Origin of the sequence: Psychrobacter urativorans (assembly GCF_001298525.1) — a bacterium.
GTDB lineage: Bacteria > Pseudomonadota > Gammaproteobacteria > Pseudomonadales > Moraxellaceae > Psychrobacter > Psychrobacter urativorans_A.
The window spans coordinates 632,281-653,517 of the sequence record NZ_CP012678.1; the positions used below are offsets into that span (position 1 = coordinate 632,281).

The 21,237-nt window shown below is 42.5% G+C and carries 17 protein-coding genes; 11 read left to right on the forward strand and 6 right to left on the reverse strand.

What is annotated here, in order from left to right:
• Nucleotides 1–177: 177 nt before the first annotated feature.
• Nucleotides 178–1,647, reverse strand: coding sequence for an outer membrane protein transport protein (locus AOC03_RS02645; RefSeq protein WP_062533474.1), 1,470 nt, complete (start codon nucleotides 1,645–1,647; stop codon nucleotides 178–180).
• 384 nt (nucleotides 1,648–2,031) lie between these two features.
• Nucleotides 2,032–2,301: a SlyX family protein gene (locus tag AOC03_RS02650; protein ID WP_062533475.1), complete on the reverse strand. Its 270-nt coding sequence runs from the start codon at nucleotides 2,299–2,301 to the stop codon at nucleotides 2,032–2,034.
• Nucleotides 2,302–2,549: 248 nt separating this feature from the next.
• On the opposite strand from AOC03_RS02650, the gene AOC03_RS02655 reads away from it, so the two are divergent.
• The 6 genes from AOC03_RS02655 (at nucleotide 2,550) to AOC03_RS02680 (ending at nucleotide 8,903) form a co-directional block, all read left to right on the forward strand.
• Nucleotides 2,550–4,490 (forward strand): ATP-binding cassette domain-containing protein, encoded by a 1,941-nt coding sequence (locus AOC03_RS02655; protein WP_062533476.1) that lies wholly within the window; start codon nucleotides 2,550–2,552, stop codon nucleotides 4,488–4,490.
• 488 nt (nucleotides 4,491–4,978) lie between these two features.
• The gene (petA, locus tag AOC03_RS02660; protein WP_062533477.1) at nucleotides 4,979–5,563 is read left to right on the forward strand and encodes a ubiquinol-cytochrome c reductase iron-sulfur subunit; all 585 of its coding nucleotides are present in this window, start codon (nucleotides 4,979–4,981) and stop codon (nucleotides 5,561–5,563) included.
• A 7-nt stretch (nucleotides 5,564–5,570) separates the two neighbouring features.
• Nucleotides 5,571–6,791, forward strand: a complete 1,221-nt coding sequence (locus AOC03_RS02665) for a cytochrome b (protein WP_420480448.1) — start codon at nucleotides 5,571–5,573, stop codon at nucleotides 6,789–6,791.
• Nucleotides 6,791–7,501 carry a cytochrome c1 gene (locus tag AOC03_RS02670; RefSeq protein WP_062533479.1) on the forward strand — a complete coding sequence of 237 codons (711 nt, stop codon included), beginning with the start codon at nucleotides 6,791–6,793 and terminating at the stop codon, nucleotides 7,499–7,501. Before AOC03_RS02665 ends, AOC03_RS02670 begins: the two co-directional genes overlap by 1 nt.
• Before the next feature lie 168 nt (nucleotides 7,502–7,669).
• The gene (locus tag AOC03_RS02675; protein WP_062533480.1) at nucleotides 7,670–8,284 is read left to right on the forward strand and encodes a glutathione S-transferase N-terminal domain-containing protein; all 615 of its coding nucleotides are present in this window, start codon (nucleotides 7,670–7,672) and stop codon (nucleotides 8,282–8,284) included.
• Nucleotides 8,285–8,459: 175 nt separating this feature from the next.
• Nucleotides 8,460–8,903, forward strand: coding sequence for a ClpXP protease specificity-enhancing factor (locus tag AOC03_RS02680; RefSeq protein ID WP_062533481.1), 444 nt, complete (start codon nucleotides 8,460–8,462; stop codon nucleotides 8,901–8,903).
• Between the two features lie 78 nt (nucleotides 8,904–8,981).
• Here the strand turns inward: AOC03_RS02680 and dcd are convergent, their stop codons facing one another.
• The 4 genes from dcd to AOC03_RS02700 form a co-directional block, all read right to left on the reverse strand.
• A complete protein-coding gene (gene dcd, locus AOC03_RS02685; RefSeq protein WP_062533482.1) occupies nucleotides 8,982–9,557 on the reverse strand; it encodes a dCTP deaminase in 576 nt (191 codons plus the stop codon).
• 111 nt (nucleotides 9,558–9,668) lie between these two features.
• Nucleotides 9,669–10,886 carry an iron-sulfur cluster carrier protein ApbC gene (gene apbC, locus AOC03_RS02690; RefSeq protein ID WP_062533483.1) on the reverse strand — a complete coding sequence of 406 codons (1,218 nt, stop codon included), beginning with the start codon at nucleotides 10,884–10,886 and terminating at the stop codon, nucleotides 9,669–9,671.
• Between the two features lie 181 nt (nucleotides 10,887–11,067).
• Nucleotides 11,068–12,405, reverse strand: coding sequence for a magnesium transporter (mgtE, locus tag AOC03_RS02695; RefSeq protein WP_062533484.1), 1,338 nt, complete (start codon nucleotides 12,403–12,405; stop codon nucleotides 11,068–11,070).
• Between the two features lie 386 nt (nucleotides 12,406–12,791).
• A complete protein-coding gene (locus tag AOC03_RS02700) occupies nucleotides 12,792–13,592 on the reverse strand; it encodes a 3-hydroxybutyrate dehydrogenase (RefSeq protein WP_062533485.1) in 801 nt (266 codons plus the stop codon).
• An 812-nt stretch (nucleotides 13,593–14,404) separates the two neighbouring features.
• Here AOC03_RS02700 and metG point away from each other — a divergent pair.
• From metG to AOC03_RS02725, 5 genes are all read left to right on the forward strand, one after another.
• Complete coding sequence (gene metG / locus AOC03_RS02705) at nucleotides 14,405–16,504, forward strand: methionine--tRNA ligase (protein ID WP_062533486.1); 2,100 nt, start codon at nucleotides 14,405–14,407, stop codon at nucleotides 16,502–16,504.
• A gap of 252 nt (nucleotides 16,505–16,756) precedes the next feature.
• Entirely contained in the window at nucleotides 16,757–17,803 is a 1,047-nt protein-coding gene (locus tag AOC03_RS02710; RefSeq protein ID WP_062533487.1) for an ABC transporter substrate-binding protein, read from the forward strand.
• A gap of 123 nt (nucleotides 17,804–17,926) precedes the next feature.
• Nucleotides 17,927–18,949: an ABC transporter substrate-binding protein gene (locus tag AOC03_RS02715; RefSeq protein WP_062533488.1), complete on the forward strand. Its 1,023-nt coding sequence runs from the start codon at nucleotides 17,927–17,929 to the stop codon at nucleotides 18,947–18,949.
• A 379-nt stretch (nucleotides 18,950–19,328) separates the two neighbouring features.
• On the forward strand, nucleotides 19,329–20,228 hold the full coding sequence (locus AOC03_RS02720; RefSeq protein WP_062533489.1) for an ABC transporter permease: 900 nt from the start codon (nucleotides 19,329–19,331) through the stop codon (nucleotides 20,226–20,228).
• A 66-nt stretch (nucleotides 20,229–20,294) separates the two neighbouring features.
• Entirely contained in the window at nucleotides 20,295–21,089 is a 795-nt protein-coding gene (locus tag AOC03_RS02725; RefSeq protein WP_062533490.1) for an ABC transporter ATP-binding protein, read from the forward strand.
• Nucleotides 21,090–21,237 lie beyond the last annotated feature (148 nt).

Genomic DNA, 21,237 nt, shown 5'->3' on the forward strand with positions numbered 1-21,237 from the left:
TAAGCTTACGTAAATCATCAAAAAGCCTCGTTACTTTTATAGTAGCGGGGCTTTTTTTGGCTGTTATTATCTTAAATATAAAGACTTAAATATTCAATATTTAAAGATTCAAATCCTAATATAAAAAAGCGACCCATTACGGATCGCTTTTTTATATTAGGTTATCACTATTACATTCTAGTTAAAGTTCTGTTTGGATTGGTAAGAAAGCTTCACACCAAGTATATAACCATCGTTGTCTTGGAAGTCACCAACGATTTTCTTAGTTGGTAATTGACCTTTAGCATCACCGAACCATAGGTATTTACCACCGGCTGATACTGCCCAGTTTTCAGTGACATTATACTTTGCGCCAAGACCAACGCTGTAATAACCCTCAATTGGACCTAAGGACGTTACTGGGTCACCTGCACCGCTATCCCAACCGACCGTGCCACTTAATGCCAGTGCTGGTGATAGACGCTTCGCCATACCAAGCTCTACCTGCCACTGGTCATCACTATAGCCAACCAGTGCTAAACCATCTGGACCATACGAGCCTTTGCTAACCTCATTATATAGTGGCGGTACGATCTCAAAATCACTCCATGGTACCCAACGTACTTTTGCGGTTGCCAGTGTAGTAGGATTAATACCTGTTTGAAAATCAAAGTTGACAGATTTTGGGGTAGATAACTCAAACATACTACTTCTATTTGCAGTAGCGGCGGCGGCAGCTATTTGTTCTTGGGAAGCCCCTGATGGAAGACGTCCAACAGCGCCAATACCCACTATCGGATAGTTTTCAGAAATTTTCGCATTGTGTTCAATCTCAGAGCGATAGGTCAATGCCGCTTTTAAAGCAATTTCTGGCTTACTATAAGAGACGCCAGCGAGCCAGCCATAGTCTTGGTCAGGACTAATATGCGCGGTATAACCAGTCGCAGGACCATAAGCCAAACCACGTAGCTTCACATCTGCTTGTACGCGCTGAGCGACTGGACCACCATAGACTTGGAAGTTTTTATTCTGTCCAAGTTTTGCACCAAGAATAGCGGTGATATTTTCAGTACGCACTTCAACGTTGGTACCTTCGCCTTTTTTGGTTGCTTCTGCTCTTGCAATTGCTAAATTAGTACCAAGCGCTGTTGCTTGAGCGCCGGCAGTAGCTCTTTCTTGTGGCGTTTTAGTGGCATCACCTGCAACACCTTTTAATCTATTAATCTCACTACCAATCGCTAATTGGCTATTGAATGCGCCATTAGTGATACCACTGATAGAGTTGTCAATATTTCCATTGGCGACAAAATTGTTATTACCACTATAGTCAGCTGCTGCACCAAAAGGCTCATCATACAAGATACCCACACTAAAGGTATCGTCGATATCAGCTTTTACACCATAACGGAAAAAATCATAAGATTCAGCGATATCTCCGATTTTGTTGCCTTTAACATAGCCATTGCTAGTAGGCACATTGTTAGCGCTATCATACCCACTAACGTCAGCATCAATATAGGTATAGACTGCCTCAGCATATACGCCATCTTGCAAAAATGCAGTGATATCTTGACCTGAACGATCAAGCCCTGCAGCATGAGTCACACTGACGACAGACAACGCAGCAGCGGCTAGTACGAGAGGTTTTAATTGAAAAGTTGGGCGCATTATGTTTCTCCAAACATCCTTATTATGTACCGCTATACCATTAATAGGTGGCTACAAAATTATTCATATAAACCAGCTAAACGGCGTCCTAATCTAGATAGTAATGACTATCTCACAATAAAACAACAATGAAAGTGCTATATTTCTTGAATATGACTGTTCAGTACAAATAGTATTTACAAACTGTTTCTATAAAAGTCTTGGAAAAAAATATGAATGTTCTTTAGATAAAAAAAGTGACCCTCTATGGATCACTTTTTATTATTAATATCTAAATGACATTTTTTATAAACTTTTCGTAACGGTAAGGAATTTATAGTTATTGCAACTTGAAACAGCCTGACAGTTAAGAAGTATATTTAGTATTGAGTTGTTAATATTGAACTAATAATGTGGTGGTCTATCTGCTATCACATCAAAAGGCGCAATGCCATCGTCTGTACTTTGGCTTTCTACTTGTTTATAAACCAGCTGTAGCTGTCGCTGGAGATTGCGAATATGCTTATCTTGTTGAGTGATGACCGTATCAAGGCGCTCAACGGTGAGCTCTAAATGAGCCATATTCATTTGTAGCTCAATCATTTGCGCTTGTAGCTCATCTTGAACCAATAAGCTCTCTTTTTGAGGTACGCTGCTATCTTGCAATTCTTTCATTTATATTCCAGTATCATTAGTCTTATCATTCAGGCGTTGAGGTGACTTCTTTAAATGAAGGTCATTGTCACTAGTGCCCTACCCAGACATTATGAATATCCTTTCAATAAAATCATAGTGATAAAAAATTTGTGCTCACGCTAAAGTCAGGTAGCAGCATGTTATACTGCTAACAATCTAGCGACACCATTTATATGATAATAATCTTATCACCACTTTTACCTCTATATATAAGCTTAAGATAACCTATGGCACTGATACATTTAAAAGATATTCATCTCGCTTTCGGCGTGGCTCCTGTTCTTGATGGCATTGATTTCAGCATTGAAGCTGGCGAGCGCGTGTGTTTGATTGGTCGTAATGGCGAAGGCAAATCTACTTTATTTAAACTGATTAATGGCACTTTACTGCCTGATAGCGGCGAAGTTATCATTAATAATAGCGTACGCGTGGCGATGCTTGAGCAGGATGTGCCCGAGACTAGCGGTAGAATTTTAGATATCGTTATGGGTGGCAGCAAACGCACTGCCGAGCTGTTGATTAACTATAATGCGCAAACTGACTTATGCGCGAATGGTGATATGGACGCCTGCGAGCGTATGGCAGACTTGCAGCATGATATCGATGCGGTACATGGTTGGGATTTAGAACGCGAAGCGACCCGCCTTATCACGACGATGGGTCTAGATCCAGAAGACGATTTATCATCATTATCAGGTGGTCGTAAACGTCGTGTTTTATTAGCGCGCTCTTTGGTTACCAAACCTGATGTACTACTGCTTGACGAACCAACCAACCATTTGGACGTTGATAGCATTGAGTGGCTTGAGCGCTTCTTATTAGATTGGCAAGGTCTGACTTTATTGTTTGTCACCCATGATAGAGCATTCGTTAATAAATTATCGACTCGTATCATTGAGCTTGACCGTGGTCAATTGACCAGCTATGACGTGACGCAAGGTGAAGGTGGCTATGCCCGCTATCAAGAGTTAAAAGAGCTACAGTTATTGGCTGAAGAAAAGAACAATGCCAACTTTGATAAAAAGTTAGCACAAGAAGAAGTTTGGATTCGCCAAGGTATTAAAGCGCGTCGTACCCGTAATGAAGGTCGTGTTCGTGAATTAAAAGCCTTGCGTGAAGAGCGTAGCGACCGCCGTGAACAAGTCGGTAATGTCAATATTACTATGGGTCAAGGCGAGAAAAGCGGCAAACTGGTTTGTAAAGTTAAAAACCTACACCTACAGTATGACGACCATGTATTGGTCGATAATTTTAGCACCACCATCATGCGTGGCGACAAAATTGGTATCGTTGGTCCTAATGGTGCGGGTAAAACAACGCTCATTAAAGCGCTACTTGATATGTCTGACGATGACGTAATCAAAACTGGCAGCGTTGAGCTCGGCACTAATTTAAAAATTGCATTTTTTGACCAGTTACGCGACCAGTTAGATCTTGAAGCTAGTGTGGCACAAAACGTCTCAGAAGGTTCAGACTTTGTTGAAGTTGGTGGTCGTAAGACGCACATTATGAGCTATTTGCAAGACTTCTTATTTGCCCCAGAGCGTGCACGTACGCCAGTCAAAGCCCTATCAGGTGGCGAGCGTAACCGCGTATTGTTGGCAAAACAGTTGTTAAAACCTGCCAATATTTTAGTGCTCGATGAGCCAACCAATGACTTGGATATGGCAACCCTTGAGCTACTAGAAGAGTCGGTTGCAAGCTTTGGCGGTACGATTCTATTGATTAGCCATGACCGCTCATTTATGGATAACGTCGTTACCTCGACTTGGGTATTTGATACTGATGAAGAAGGTAAAGGCACTGTTAGCGAATATGTTGGCGGCTACCAAGAGTATTTAGTACAAAAAAACCGTGCGGAAGCGGCTAACGCGGTTAAATCTAATAATGGCGCGGCTAATAATAAAACCAGCAAACCTGCCTCTACTGCCCAAAAAGTATCAACCGCATCCAAAAAGCTGAACTTCAATGACCAGCGCGAACTTGATAATTTACCAAAAGAGATTGCGGCTTTAGAAGCTGAGCAAGCTGAGCTACAAGAGAAGCTCGCTGATGGTTCATGGTTCATTAAAGACTTTGATGCGGCAACGGTAGCAAGCGAGCGTCTATTGACTATAGAAGACGAGATGATGCATAAGCTTGAACGTTGGGATACGCTTGAAGGCTAACTGCCTCAATTAGAATCTCTTGTTTAACCGTTCTAACTTAAAATAATTTTTATTTATAGAATAAAGACATAGCCACAATCATCATTGTGTAATTCATAATGGTAATTAGTGGCTTTTGCTTGCTTGTGTAGGGGAAATGTACTGAAAGTTAGTGAACATTGTCTTCATTTCAAGTATCATTCCCTATTGTTTAATACCTTATCAATTCTAAGGTAATTGTTACACTATTCTTGATAGTATAGACCTTGCTGTGAAACCTACATCAGAAGGCGACTGCGGGTATTTTTGCCTATTCAATGGCATAAAATGCCTTGTCAGGATTGTTTTATTTTTAACACTATAATTTATTTTATGACCAAAATAGCTTAGAATAGCAACAATTAGCAAAATTAGGCACAGCTAACGTGGCTGGTAATTGATATTGTAAATTTCTAAGCCACAAACCCAGTGTGGGATAATCCCATTTCATTCACCTGGAGGAAGTATTAATGAGCCATGCCGAAGGCGTTAATGTACAACGTCGTAGAGTTCTGATTGCCTCAACTGCCGCGATTGGAGCAGTTGGAGTGGCCGCTGTGGCGACACCTTTTGTGCGCTCTTGGTATCCAAGTGCCAAAGCAGAAGCTGCTGGTGCGGCAGTTACGCAAGATATCGGTTCTATTGAAGATGGACAAATGATTGTCGTCAAATATCGCGGTAAACCTATCTATGTGGTAAAACGCACAGAAGATATGCTGAAGAGTTTAGAGTCAGTGAAACCACTGCTGTCTGATCCTGATTCTGCCGAATCGCTGCAACCTGAATACTGTACCAATCCTACTCGCTCTTTAGAACCAAGTATTTTAGTGGTTGAAGGCGTGTGTACGCATTTAGGCTGTGCACCAAATTATCGTCCTGATGTTGGCGCCGCCGATTTAGGTGGTAATAACTGGTATGGTGGCTTTTTCTGCCCATGCCACGGGTCTAAGTATGACTTAGCAGGTCGCGTTTTTAGTGGCGTTCCTGCACCGCTTAACTTACCCATTCCAGACTATAGTATGGATGGTACTATCTTGACGGTTGGGGAGGCTTAATATGAGTATGGGTAAAAAATTGATGCATTGGGTGGACGCGCGTTTTCCGGCGACTGAAACCTATGAATATCACATGTCCAAATACTATGCACCAAAGAACTTTAACTTTTGGTACTTCTTTGGCGTGTTATCAATGGTGGTATTGGTTAACCAATTAGTAACCGGAATTTGGCTGACAATGATGTACAACCCAAGTGCCGAAGGGGCATTTGCGTCTGTTGAATACATCATGCGTGACGTCAAAGGTGGCTGGCTCATCCGCTATATGCACTCGACAGGCGCATCAGCGTTCTTCGTAGTGGTATATTTGCATATGTTCAGAGCCTTGCTCTACGGTTCGTACCAAAAACCGCGTGAGCTGATTTGGCTTATCGGTATGGGTATCTACTTGGCACTAATGGCAGAAGGTTTCTTCGGTTATCTATTACCGTGGGGCAACATGTCATTCTGGGGCGCTCAGGTTATCTTGAACTTGCCTGCGGCTTTGCCAGTGATTGGTGATGGTCTTGCTGAATGGGTTCGTGGTGATTATATCATCTCAGGTATCACGCTAAACCGCTTCTTTGCTCTACACGTTGTGGCGATTCCTTTAGTACTTGTCGGCTTAGTCTTTATGCATTTAGTGGCATTGCATCATGTGGGTTCAAACAATCCTGATGGTATTGACATTAAAAAGCTGAAAGATAAAAACGGTGTGCCATTAGATGGTATCGAGTTCCATCCTTACTACACTGTGCATGACATGGTTGGTATCGTGGTGTTCTTTATTTGCTTCTTTGCAGTGATATTTTTCTTCCCTGAAGGCGGCGGCTTCTTCCTTGAGCCACCAAACTTTGAAGCAGCAAACTCACTGAAAACGCCTGCTCATATTGCACCAGTGTGGTACTACACACCGTTCTACGCCATTCTGCGAGCAGTTCCTGATAAGCTTGGTGGTGTGATCGCGATGGGTGCTGCAATTGCGGTATTGTTCTTAATACCATGGCTGGATAGATCGCCTGTACGCTCTATGCGCTACAAAGGTATATTATCGAAAATTGCTTTGACTGTATTTGCTATTAGCTTTGTCGCCTTGGGTTACTTAGGCGCGACGCCAACGACGCCAGCAGCAACTATAGCGGCGCGTATATTTACCGTCCTGTATTTCTTGTTTTTCTTATTGATGCCGATTTATACGGCTATTGAGAAGTGTAAACAGCCACCTGAACGCGTTACTGGAGGTCACTAATGAACACGCTAACAAAATACCTAACTGGTTTAGGCTTAGGCGCGGCATTAACTTTGACTGCTGGTACCGCTATGGCGGAAGGCGGTTGCGGGACGTTCACCAACGCTGACGGTGTTGTAGAGCATTTAGCTTGTAGCACAGCGCCTATTGATTTTACCAATAAGGGTTCGCTACAGAACGGTGCGAAGATGTTTATGAACTACTGCGCGGGTTGTCATTCAGCAAAGTACGTTCGTCATTCACGCATTGCTAAAGACTTAGAAATACCACCTGAGTTGGTCGAAAAGTACTTGATGGTCACCACCGATCAAATCGGTGATCAAATCAATGCTGAAATTGACCCTGAAATTCAAGCGGCATGGTTTGGCGCAGCGCCTCCAGACTTATCGCTTGAAACCAGATTGCGCGGTGATGATTGGGTATATACCTATTTATTATCGTTTTATGAGGATCCAAGCCGTCCTTGGGGGGCTAATAACTTAGTGCTTGCCAATGCAGCGATGCCTCATGTGCTGCACAATCTGCAAGAAAACGTGAGTAAAGAAGAATTTGAAGGCAAAGTAGGTGATTTGGTCAACTATATGGCGTGGATGGCAGAGCCTGTTCGTCATGATCGCCAAGTGATCGGTTTCTTTGTGATTTTATTCTTATTAGTATTACTCATACCTGTTTATTTACTTAACAAAGAGTTTTGGAAAGACGTTAAGTAAATTGATAATAAAAGACTAATAATTTAGATGTTATATTGAGCACTACTTCGGTAGTGCTTTTTATTTGCTCATATTCAGTCGATACTAGACGGACTTTACGCTTAGTATCTTGATAAACGGTCGTGCTTTGTTTACGATAACACCCTTAACTAATAATAATAGGCTTTCATGATTGATGCGAATGACATTCCAAGTAGTCAGCTGATTTTATACGCTGATGACGGCTACGATAGTCATGTAGTGCGCCTATTACTTGAAGAAAAGAAGCTGGCTTATTATTTGTCACGCTTGCATTCAGAGCGTCCTGAAGATTTAACCGAGCTCAACCCCTATCATACTTTACCCGTTTTACAACAACGTGAAATTGCACTGTATGAAATTAATGTTATCTTTGAATACCTTGAAGAACGCTATCACACTAGTAAACTGCTGCCTGATACGCCACAAGAGCGTGCACAGTTTCGGCAATTAGCATGGCGAATTCAGCACGACTGGTTGGTACTTGGTAAACGATTATTGATGCATCCAGACAGTTTTAATAAGGCGCAGGCAGCAGTTGCTAGGAAACAGCTGGCTGATTCTTTGGTTACCTTATCGCCTCTATTTGCGCATAAATCGTATTTTATGGCGGATGATTTTGGCTGGTGTGATGTGCTGCTCGCACCGCTATTATGGCGCTTAGATGAGATGGGTATTGTCTTACCACCTGCTATCAGCCGTCCACTGCTCGACTACCAAACTCGAATATTTGAACGTAAAAGCTTTCAAGCCAGTATTCGTTAATTAAGATTCTCAGATTCTATTTTCTCAGACTTTAGTTAGGTCATGAAAAATAAAATTAGGCTCCTATTTATCATTAGTATCCTTTATCATTATTTTAATTTGTTATTGATATCCATAATCTAAGCGATAAATAATTCAACAAACATGCCATCACATCAATATAGGAAACCAGACCATGAGCGATACCCTCACTTCTATCTCACCGACCCGCCCATATATGGTGCGCGCGCTTTATCAATGGATAGAGGATAACGCGCTCACGCCTTATCTAATGGTCGATGCCACTGCTAAAAATGTGCAAATACCAACTGAACACGTACAAGACGGACGTATTGTGCTTAATATTGCCAGCCGTGCTACGGGTAATATGAGTATGGAAAACGACTATATTCATTTTAGTGCGCGTTTTGGTGGTGTATCGCAAGAAATTTGGGTACCACTTATTGCAGTGCTGGGTATTTATGCCAAAGAGAATCAGCAAGGAATGTTCTTTGATCCTGATGAGTACGATAATTATCAGCCTGAAAAGGATTCGACTATATCATCTATAGAAAATAATACGCCAGATGCTCCTAAGCCTAAGCGTGACAATAAAGCTGGGCTAAAAGTTCTAAAATAATAAGCACTGCTATAAGCATAAAAAAAGCTGAGTGTATTTGATACACTCAGCTTTTTTGCATTTAAAACTTAGTTGTTATTAAGTTTTTGGCAGGGTCACACCGGTTTGACCTTGGTACTTACCGCCACGATCTTTGTAGCTGGTCTCACAGACATCGTCAGCATCACTTTGGAAAAACAGCATTTGTGCCACGCCTTCACCGGCGTAAATACGTGCTGGTAAGTTAGTGGTATTACTAAATTCCAAGGTCACATGCCCTTCCCACTCAGGCTCAAGCGGGGTGACGTTGACGATAATACCGCAGCGCGCATATGTTGATTTACCTAAACAGATAGTCAATACATCACGTGGAATGCGGAAATACTCAACCGTGCGTGCTAGAGCGAAGGAATTCGGCGGGATAATACATTCATCACCAACGATATCAATAAAACTTCTTTCATCGAAGTTTTTAGGGTCAACCACCACGGAATGGACATTGGTAAAGACTTTGAACTCAGGGGCGCAGCGCACATCGTAACCATAGCTTGACGTACCATAGCTGACCAGACGCTCACCTTTATCATTAAAGCGTACTTGACCGGCTTCAAATGGCTCAATCATGCCATGTTCTTCGGCTTGCTGACGTATCCAGCGGTCAGATTTGATAGACATTGTTCTTCCTTAGCAAAGGGTAAATAGCGATGATTATACGGAATTGTCGCTAAAATTTATAGCGTCGCGACGGTTTAAAGCGAACAAATCACAAGGATGATTTTTTATGGCTTAAAAAATCCGCTTATCATCGACAGGCTTAGCGAATTTCTCAATATTGACTTCGATGTTTTTGGCAATGCTTATATAGTACGGCGCAAATTCATCATTAACCAACACACTTGGCTCACCTTTATCTACCTGAGCGCGAATACCGCTGGCGAGCGGCAGCTGTCCTAATAATGGCACACGGTACTGCTCAGCAATACGTTCACCACCACCTTCACCAAAAATGGCTTCGGTATGCTGACAGTTACTACAAGTGTGTAGCGCCATATTTTCTACCACACCCAAAACTGGAATATGGGTTTTATTAAACATCTCGATACCTTTTTGGGCATCGAGTAAAGCAATATGCTGCGGCGTGGTAACAATAACAGCACCAGTCACCGGAATACGCTGCGCCAGTGTCAACTGAATATCACCGGTACCTGGTGGCATATCAATGACTAAATAGTCAAGCTGCGGCCAGTTGGTTTGGTTATACAACTGCATCAACGCACCCGTGGCTTTTGGTCCGCGCCATGCAACAGGAACACTATCGCCCTCAAGTAAGCTGCCAATAGACAGCATTGCTAAACCATGCGCATCGATGGGAACGAATTGCTCGTTTTCTAGCTCGGGTTTCACATTAGCAACACCTAGCATTGCGGGCATACTGGGTCCATAAATATCCGCATCAAGTACACCAACCCGGTTACCAAGCTTTTGTAACGCCAAGGCAATATTAACGGTCGTGGTTGATTTGCCAACGCCACCTTTACCCGATGCCACCACAATAATATGGCGAATATGCGGATGTGGAGACAATGATGCTTGTGTAGGAGCCGCTTTAGTAATCGGTGGTTCTGCTTCTGTTTTCGGCTTTGTGGCTACTGTTGGCTTATGACTCATTGCATCGGTGGTTTTTGGCATCTGTTTAGGCAAGGTTGATTCTGCGCCTTTAGCCGGTGCTGGCAGTCGTACATTCATGTGAATGGCTTTGATACCATGCATATGTAGCAGTGACCCAAGCTCTTGCTGGATAATTTCAGGGTCGCAGCCGACCGGTAAACGCAAATCAAGCGTCAGCTCATCGCCATCACGCTTAAGCCCAGTTACCATGGTGGCAATGCTCATCTTATCCACTTGATAGCTCGATAGCACTTTATCAATGGCGCTATCAAGCGCGGCTTGCTGTTGCGGGGTTTCAGATTTTGAGGATGATATTTTTTTGATGAAGTTAAACATAGTTACCTTCGCTGTCGATATGAGTATATTGGCTATGACTATAAATAGGTCAAATGAGGAGAACGGATATTATTAATCAATAAACGATACTATTAATCACATAAGTAATCATACCAGTGTAGCCGAATTAAACCTATAAAAAAACCACAACGCCAGTAGGTCTCATTTTCTAATAATGCATTTATACCACTAAAAACTTGGAAGCAATAAACAGATAAATAACCACGCCTGAGGCATCACATACTGACGTTATTAAAGGCGCACTAGCAGTTGCAGGATCAAAACCCATTTTATTAAGCACAAACGGCAGGCTCATGCCAATCACACAACCAATCATCACCACGCACATCATACTGAGTGCCAACACCAAAGACACCACTTCATCACCACGAATATAACCAATAATGGAGATGGCGACTGCCATCGTGCCACCCAATAACAGCGCCACCATCGCTTCTCGGCTCAGTAGTGAAAACCAGTCACGCATCACCACATCACCCGTTGCTAAAGCGCGCACCATCAAGGTAGCGGACTGTGAACCGGCATTACCACCACTATCCACTAAGAGTGGTAAGAAAAATACCAATACTAAATTAGCAGCAATGACATCTTCAAAGTGCGCAATACCCAACCCAGAAAACAGATTACCGAATACCAAAAAAACCAGCCAGAACACGCGCTTACGATATAAAACCCCAATACTGACGTCTTTAAGTCTACCCACCATAGTGGACACCCCGCCCGACTTGTGGAAGTCATCGGTGGCTTCATCACTAGCGACATCCATCGCATCATCGTGAGTGACAATACCCACTAATGCGCCACCATCATCAATAACTGGTAATGCAATCAAATCATAACGCGCCACCATTTTAGCCACGTCTTCTTGGTCTTCATTCACATTAGATGAGACTATAGCGCTGACCATAATATCGCGAATTAATTGCTCTGGCGCTGCTAAAATTAATGTCCTTAGCGATACAACCCCAAGCAACTTGCGCTGTTCATCAATCACATAGGCATGATAAATGGTTTCCGCATCAGGCGCTTCCAGTCTTAAAGCCGCCAAAGCTTCAGTGACATCCATTTGGATACCTAAAGTCGCATAGTCTGATGTCATCAACGCGCCAGCCGTACCTTCTTCATAAGCTGCCAGCCTACGAATATCTTCACGCTTTGCTTGAGCAAGTGCTGGCAGTAAAGTATCACGTTGGTCTTGGTTTAAACATTTATATAAGTCAGCGCGTTCATCAGCAGGCATCTCGCCCACTAATCTTGCCATACTATCCCTTGGAAACTCCTGTGCTAATGCCACCTGAATATCGGTGTTTACATAAGAAAAAACCGTTGAACGATTAGGCAAACGCTCTAGCAACTGCCAAGCAAGCGCAGGCTTAATTAACGCTAACACGTCAGCAATATCAATAGGGCGTAGGGTTTTAACCTGAATGAATGCTTCATCAAACTGCTGCTGCTCTATGGCGTTGCTTAACCTCAACGCGAGGGCTTTATTACTCATTCTTTTTTACTCCGTACTATACTAAAACCGTGCCGCGAACCATAAAAAAAGAGCCAATATCATTGGCTCAAATTAGAATGGATTGAAGTTTAACTTTCTCTTTTTATAACGTTAAACGGTTGATTTAAAAATTTTTATTATTATGGTATTAATAATATGCTCATTAATGGTAGCTGCCATAAACGACGATGATGATATTTATGATTAAACAGATGGAATAGAATCTTTCTGTCTAGCCATCGATACAGTGTAGCCGAATTAAACCTATAAAAAAACCACAACGCCAGTAATACCGACCTTGTGGTGATTTCACACTTATTTTTATTTTTTATGATGGTTGTTTTATAAAAAATGGCACTTAAAACCACTTATTTTAAAAATGGCAACTATCTCATGCACCAACCATGGCTGGCGTTAATAGACTGACCGGTAAAGACGTTGGTTGGGAATGCTGCTAAAAATAATGCGGTTTGTGACACATCTTCAATGGTCGTAAACTCTTTATTTAGCGTATTAGCAAGCAAGATATCATTGACGACCGCTTCTTCACTAATGCCTTTTTCTTTCGCTTGTAGCGGAATTTGGTCATTAACCATGGCTGTTTTCACAAAGCCTGGAGAAATCATATGCGAGCGTACGTTATATGGCGCACCTTCTTTAGCCACTGCACGACATAAGCCAAGTAAACCATGCTTTGCTGTAATATATGGAGCTTTAAATAGTGACGCATCATGAGCATGGATGGAGCCGATATAAATAATTGTGCCGCCCTTATTGTCTTTATACATATATTCTACAGCCGCTTTAGTGGTCAAAAAGCCACCATCTAAATGCGTTGCTAATAGATTTTTCCAGTTCTCAAAGGTCATTTTAGTAATCGGGTCAATGAGCTGAATACCAGCGTTAGAGACCAAAATATCAATGCCACCAAATGTATCGACAAGCTGTTTAACGCCATTATTAACGGCATCTTCTAAACGAACATCCATATCAATCACAATGGCTTTACCGCCTGCTTTGGTGATGATATCAACGGTTTCTTGCGCGCCTGCAACATTGATATCTGCAACACCAATAGCGGCGCCAGCTTTAGCATACGTTTCTGCGATATCACGTCCGATACCTGCTGCTGCGCCAGTAATTAAGGCTACCTTGCCTGTTAAATCTTGTTGTATTTGGGTCGCCATATATTGTCCTTATTATGGGTAAGTGTGGTGATAGTAGTCATACGCAAAGGTTATGGCAGGCAGTTGACTTGTGCCATCATTGTTGGGTTTTGACGCTATACCAAGGGTTAACACGCAAAAGACATCCTTCTTATTGCGCGGCTTTGAATAAAAAGCAGGCGGTTAAGTGCCGCTATTCTTTAGAATATGTGATAAATATTTGAATGTGCTTAGAGTGTATTTTGAGTATAATTTTTTAGATATAATGTTTCTTATAGGTCATCAATAGATGATAAATAAATCGTGCGATTGTAATAGGTGCGAGGGGTCAGGCGTTGGTATCGATAAAACGGTTACAATCAAGACAGTTACAATTGACTGAGATTGAATCGTCTTAGACTAGCAATAACTTAATAGACGTTATGATTAGCCTCTGATTTAACAGGAGGACTAAAAATAATGTATAGCGCAGGCTGACATCCATCCGTTGGATTTGGCGTTCACTTAATATAAACCATTTATCAAACGATTGCAGGTTAATTTTTGCTTATTATTCAATGAACAAAGTTATAGACCATACAATAAAAAGTTATGGTTATTTGTTGACGGTATTTATTAATAAATATGATGTATAAGTATACTCAGTATAGAGTTAATTACTAACCAACGTCACATATTTGGCAGAATTACGGTATTATAGGCACAATTTTTAACTTTTATAGCATAACGCTATACAGATAACAACAGCGCGTCTACCAATAGCTAGCCATACATAGATGGCATAGCGGATTGAGACGCTTGATAATTAATCGGTTCATACTTTGATATAGGTGATGAAAGTGCGTGAGATTTTAGTAACCAGTGCCCTGCCCTACGCCAATGGCGACATTCATTTGGGGCATCTTGTAGAGTATATCCAAACCGATATTTGGGTGCGGGCGATGAAGGCACAAGGTCATAAGGTTACTTATGTCTGCGCGGATGATGCGCATGGCACTGCCATCATGCTCAAAGCCGAAGACAATGGCATCACGCCAGAACAACAAATTGCTAATGTGCAAGCGGCACATGAAGCAGATTTTGCTAAATTCCTAATTAACTTTGATAATTATCACTCCACTCATTCTGCCGAAAATAAGGAATGTTCTGAGCTGATTTATCGTCGTTTAAGAGATGCAGGGCATATCTCTACGCGTGATGTTGAGCAGTTATTTGACCCTGAAAAGCAGCTGTTTTTAGCAGACCGTTTTGTCAAAGGTACATGCCCTGAGTGCGCCGCGCCCGATCAATATGGCGACAACTGTGAAGTATGCGGTACAACCTATGACGCAACTGAATTAAAAAATCCGCAATCTACCTTATCTAACGCGACGCCTGTGCTTAAAACCTCTAAGCATTATTTCTTTGACTTGCCAGAGTTTGAGCAATTCTTAAAAGATTGGACGCGTAGTGACAATCGTCTGCAAGTATCGGTCGCTAATAAACTACAAGAATGGTTTGATGCTGGTTTGACCAGTTGGGATATCTCACGCGATGCGCCCTACTTTGGTTTTCAAATTCCGGATACGCCAAGTGATGAGCCAGAAAAATACTTTTATGTCTGGTTAGATGCGCCTGTCGGCTATATGGCAAGCTTTAAAAACTTGTGTGAAAAACGTGCTGGTAGCGATGAAGCGCTTGATTTTGACCATTACTGGATGCAAGAAAACGAGCACAAAACTGAGGTTTATCACTTCATTGGTAAAGACATTGTTTACTTCCATGCATTATTTTGGCCAGCCATGCTTGCTGGTAGTGAGTTCCGCACCCCAACCGGTGTCTTTGCTCATGGCTTCTTGATGGTCAATGGCGAAAAAATGAGTAAGTCACGTGGCACCTTTATTAAAGCCGATACTTACGCTGAGCATTTACATCCTGAATATCTGCGCTATTATTTCGCCAGTAAACTGTCTGATAAAGTCGAAGATATCAACCTTGATTTAGAAGACTTTATGCAAAAAGTCAACTCTGACTTAGTCGGTAAAGTCGTCAATATCGCCAGTCGCAGCGCTGGGTTTTTGGTCAAAAAATATGACGGTATGCTGACAGATATCTGCGCTGAACCAAATTTATTAGCCGATATTACCAAAACGGGCGATGAAATTGCCGCGGCTTATGAAAACCGAGAATTCTCGCGTGCTATGCGTCTGATTATGCAATGCGCGGATAAAGCCAATGAATATATCGATGAGAAAAAACCGTGGGCGCTTGCCAAGGTTGAAGGCGCAGAGCAAGAAGTACAAGATGTCTGCTCGGTGGCAATCAATATCTTCCGTCAATTGATGGTATATCTGGCGCCTGTATTACCTGAGCTGACCGCCAATGCCAAAGAGTTTTTAAATATTGATGATTTAAGTTTTGCTAGCCGCAATGAGTGGCTACTTGGTCATCAAATTAATAAATTTAAACCGTTAATGCAGCGTATTGAGGAAAAAGACGTTGCCGCGATGGTTGAGGATTCTAAAGCCTCATTAGGCGTTACCTCAGACGCCGCTGTTGACGCTGCTAAACCTGCCGCCACTGATAAAGCTACCAAGGCAAGTGTAGATAATACTGAGCAAACCGACTATATAGGCATTGATGACTTTGCCAAAGTTGAGATGAAGGTTGCTCATGTCTTGGCGTGCAATCACGTTGAAGGCGCGGATAAACTGCTACAGTTCACCTTAGATGTGGGTGAAGCACAAACACGTAATGTCTTTAGCGGGATTCGTAAGTTTTATGAGCCAGAGCAATTGCTTGATAAAAAGGTTATTTGCGTGACCAATCTTGCCCCGCGTAAGATGAAGTTTGGTATCTCAGAAGGGATGATATTGTCCGCAGGCGATCCAAAAACCACACTTGTCGTGATTACCCTACCGGACGCTGCGGTTATTGGTGATACACTGGCATAATGTGAGTAAAATATCCGCTTTAATACCTACAAGTAATAAATACAAAAAAGATGTCTTTATGGCATCTTTTTTTATAAGCTACCAAAAGTACTATTATCAAAACGAGTGTGGCTGAATTTTTGATTGCGATAAGTGTTATTACTGTCATAATATAGTCATCTTAAGAATATGCCTAACCCCTTTTATGTTAGTCCGCTCAGCTTATCTTGACGGGTCTAGCTTGCACCTTCTAATCGACGAGTTAAACTAATAATGACTATTGCCGCAACCCTACGCCTCAGCCTGTGCGCAGCTGCTATTAGTGCCCTTGGGCTACTTGGCTGCTCGAAACCCTCGACTGATAATGCCGCGACGACTGAGAGTGACACGACAGCTGAAAAACCTGCCAAAACCTTGGCAATTACCCAAATTGTCGAGCATCCCTCTTTAGATGATATGCGCCGCGGTATTCTCGATGAGCTGGCGGACTATGGTTATGTTGAAGGTAAAAATCTAACCGTCAATTTCCAAAGTGCGCAAGGTAATACGGCAACGGCAGGTCAGATTGCTAAGCAATTCGTCGGTGATAATCCTGATGCGATTGTAGCGATATCTACCCCATCTGCACAGTCTATTGTATCCGCTACGCGCAGTATTCCTATTGTGTATACGGCAGTATCAGACCCAGTAGGCGCAAAATTACTCACCGCCGATGGCAAGCCGTTTCAAGATAATTTAACTGGTTTATCAAGTCAGTTGCCATTAGAACCGCAGCTGGATTTATTACAAAAGATTAAACCTAATCTTAAAACGATTGGCTATGTATACAGTCCGGGTGAGGCAAATTCCGTATCGCTACGTGATGAGCTTAAAAAAGCATTACCCGCCCGCAACTTAGCCTTGTTAGACATTCCAGCCAACCGTCCAACCGATATCGGCATGGCAACGCGCAGCTTGCAGGGACGCGCGGACATTATTTACACCTCATTTGACAATAATGTGGCATCGGCGTTTGAGGCAATGACTCAAGCGGCAAATGAGATACGCTTACCAATCGTGGCATCTGATGAATTTAGCGTACAGCGCGGGGCAACCGCTGCGCTTGGGGTCAATGATTATGACTTTGGGCGCGTGACGGGAAAAATGGTGTATCGCATTTTAAATGGCGAAGCAGTAAATACCGTTAAGCCTGAGGTGATGAACGAGCTGACTTTATATATTAGCCCAAAACATGCTAAGGCGCAGGGTGCAACTTTATCTGCTGATATGCTCAAAAATGGGGTGAATGTTGATACTAAAGCCCAAGCTACTACTAAGTAACTGCTTAATCACTTATAAAGCAGCGCTTGTCAGTAGACACTTGTAAAACACCCTTATTCATATCGTATCCAATTTATAGCTTATTTGTCGTATGGACACATTATTATTTTTAGGAGTTACACCATGTTGTATCAAAATCGTTTTGCCAAAGCCTTATTGTGGGGCGGTGTTTGTACCGCTATTTTAACGGGCTGTAGCCAACCTGCTAATGACGGGGCGGCAACGGATAATGCCAATGTTACAGATGCAACAGCGGTAAAAACTGTTGCCATTACTGCTATCGTTGAGCATCCAGCCCTAGATGCTGTACGTAAAGGGGTGATTGATGAGTTGGCTGAAGCAGGTTTTAAAGAAGGCGACAATTTAAAAGTCAATTTTCAAAGTGCGCAAGGTAATACTGCAACTTCTGGGCAGATTGCCAAGCAATTTGTTGCGGACAATTCAGACGTTATCGTTGCTATTGGTACGCCTTCTGCGCAATCAGTTGCAGCAGCGACCAGCACGATTCCATTGGTATTTTCAGCAGTGACTGACCCAGTTGAAGCCAAATTGGTATCCAAACTTGATGGTTCAGGCACCAACGTTACAGGTGGTTCTGATGCCCTTCCTTATGAGCCACAAATTGAGTTAATGCGTCAAATCATTCCAAATCTAAAAAATGTTGGCTACGTATATAGCCCTGGTGAAGTCAATTCAACCATTATCCTAAAAAATCTAAAAGAGAAATTGACCCCACTAGGTATCAAGGTACATGAAGCTCCTGCCCAGCGTAGTACTGATATTGCCATGGCGGCGCGTAGCTTAGAAGGTAAAGTCGATATGATTTACACTTCAACCGATAATAATGTGGTGTCTGCGTATGAATCCTTATTTCAAGTGGCAAAAGAGAGTAAAATTCCGCTAATTGCTTCTGATACCAGCTCAGTAGCGCGCGGTGCTGTTGCTGCCCTTGGCGTTGACTACTACGCCCTTGGTCGCGAAACCGGTAAAATCGTCGTACGTATTTTAAATGGCGAAAAAGCAGGCGCAATTCCAGTATATACTCCGCAAAAGCTTGATTTATTCGTCAGTCCAAAAAATGCGTTGGCTGAAGGCATCACTTTGCCACAAGCGATTATCGATAAAGCAAAAGAAGTGGTAGAATAGCGCCTACTTATTAGCCGCTAGTACAAGACCGACGAATAACTGTTTATTACATCAGTTATTCGTCTTGTCTTTAGGGCGCTACTGCTTTTTTTAATACTGTTTTTTTAATGACAATACCCAGCGATTTCTCAATTAGCTGGGCTTATTTTTAAAGCGCTTAGTACCTTTTTCTAGCGCTTTAATAGTTCAGGTTTAGTATTACCCAAGCTTTAAATCAAGGGAGTTTATGTTTATTCCTCATGGTAAGCTGTTTTGGTTCACCCTAACTGCAGATTGCTTAATCTGTTAAATTCACCGCTCAGCCGTTTGCAGTCTGTTATCACGGGATAATTTCTCTGATAAAGCTGCCAAACGCTTGGTTATGACTTACTGATTTCTTATGTCTCTAATTGCTTTTTTTGGTGCGCTTGAAAGTGGTCTTATTTACGGCCTCGTAGCACTTGGCGTTCTTATTTCATTTCGAACGCTTGATTTTCCTGACTTAACCGCTGATGGGAGCTTTCCTTTAGGGGGCGCTGTCGCGGGTATTTCTATTGTTGCCGGTGTCAATCCGTGGCTTGCTTGTGCCTTTGGCATGCTTGCAGGTTCAGTTGCCGGTATCGTGACCGCATGGCTGCACGTTAAGCTCGGTATTTTACAACTGCTTGCCAGTATTTTGGTGATGGTGGCGTTATATTCGGTTAACCTACGCATTATGGGCGCGCCAAATTTACCATTATTGGGCGAGTCGACCGTTTTTAGCTCATTAGTCACGGATAGCAATGGTTATTGGATGCGCTGTGTGATTATTGGCGCGGTGGTGATCATTGCCAAGCTGTTATTGGACTGGTTTTATAATACTGAAACCGGTCTGTCTATGCGCGCAACTGGCTCCAATCTGCGAATGGCGCAAGCGCAAGGCATCAATACGTCATGGATGACCATCATTGGTATGGCAATCTCTAACGGTCTGATTGCTTTAGCTGGTGCGCTATTTGTGCAAACGCAAGGCGGCGCGGATATCTCTATTGGTATCGGTACGATCGTTATTGGTTTGGCAGCGGTGATTATTGGTGAAACCATCATTCCAGCTAAACGGATTTGGCTGATTACCTTAGCCGTAATTATTGGTGCCATCCTTTACAAGCTATTTATTCAAGTAGCATTGTCGAGTGATGCGCTGCGTAGTATTGGTTTTGGTCCACAGGATTTAAACTTGATTACAGCGTTGCTGGTCGTGCTCGCGTTGGTATTGCCAAAGGCAAAATCTAAATTTTTAACCCGTAAAGTTCGGGCGTAATGTCAACTGATAAACGCTGATTAGCCTTTATCATTTAGCATAGAGCAAACATAAGGAATAACGATTATGATGCAAGCCACAGATTTACGGTTGACCTTTAATCCTGGCACACCAATTGAAAATCCAGCACTGCGCGGTATCAATCTGAATATTGCAGATGGCGAATTTGTCACGGTTATCGGTACTAATGGCGCAGGTAAATCGACTTTTTTAAATGCAGTCAGTGGTACGACGCGCGTCGATAGCGGCTCGATTTTACTAAACGGCATTGATGTTACCAAAAAAACCGCGCATCAACGCGCACATTGGGTGGCTCGTGTGTTTCAAGACCCGATGGCGGGAACCTGTGAGGCGCTGACCATTGAAGAAAATATGGCGCTCGCCTATAAACGTGGCGGTAAACGCGGCTTAAGCTTTGCACTCAACCAAAAGAACCGTGACTTATTTCGCGACAAGTTATCTGTTCTTAAGTTGGGATTAGAGAATCGCTTAACGGATCGTATGGGATTATTATCAGGCGGTCAACGTCAAGCAGTAAGCCTACTAATGGCATCACTACAACCGTCCAAAATTCTATTATTGGACGAGCATACGGCAGCACTTGACCCTAAAACAGCAGCGTTTGTCTTAGAATTGACAGATAAAATCGTCACGGATAATAAGCTGACCACGATGATGGTCACTCACTCTATGCAGCAAGCCTTAGCACATGGCAGCAGAACCGTCATGCTACATCAAGGGCAAGTAGTGCTCGATGTCTCTGGTGATAAACGTCAAGGTATGACCGTGCATGATTTACTTGATATGTTTGAGCAAACGCGCGGTGAAAAGGTCGAAGATGACAGTTTGATTTTAAGTTAATTATTTCTATTTTAAGCTCTGCTTTATAAGTAATATTCAATTTTAAAAAACCTCAAGCTAAATTAAACATTGGCTTGAGGTTTTTTATGGTCTATTTCTTGACAAATAACCTTTTATATTCACCATAACACTGCAATTCTCTACTGGC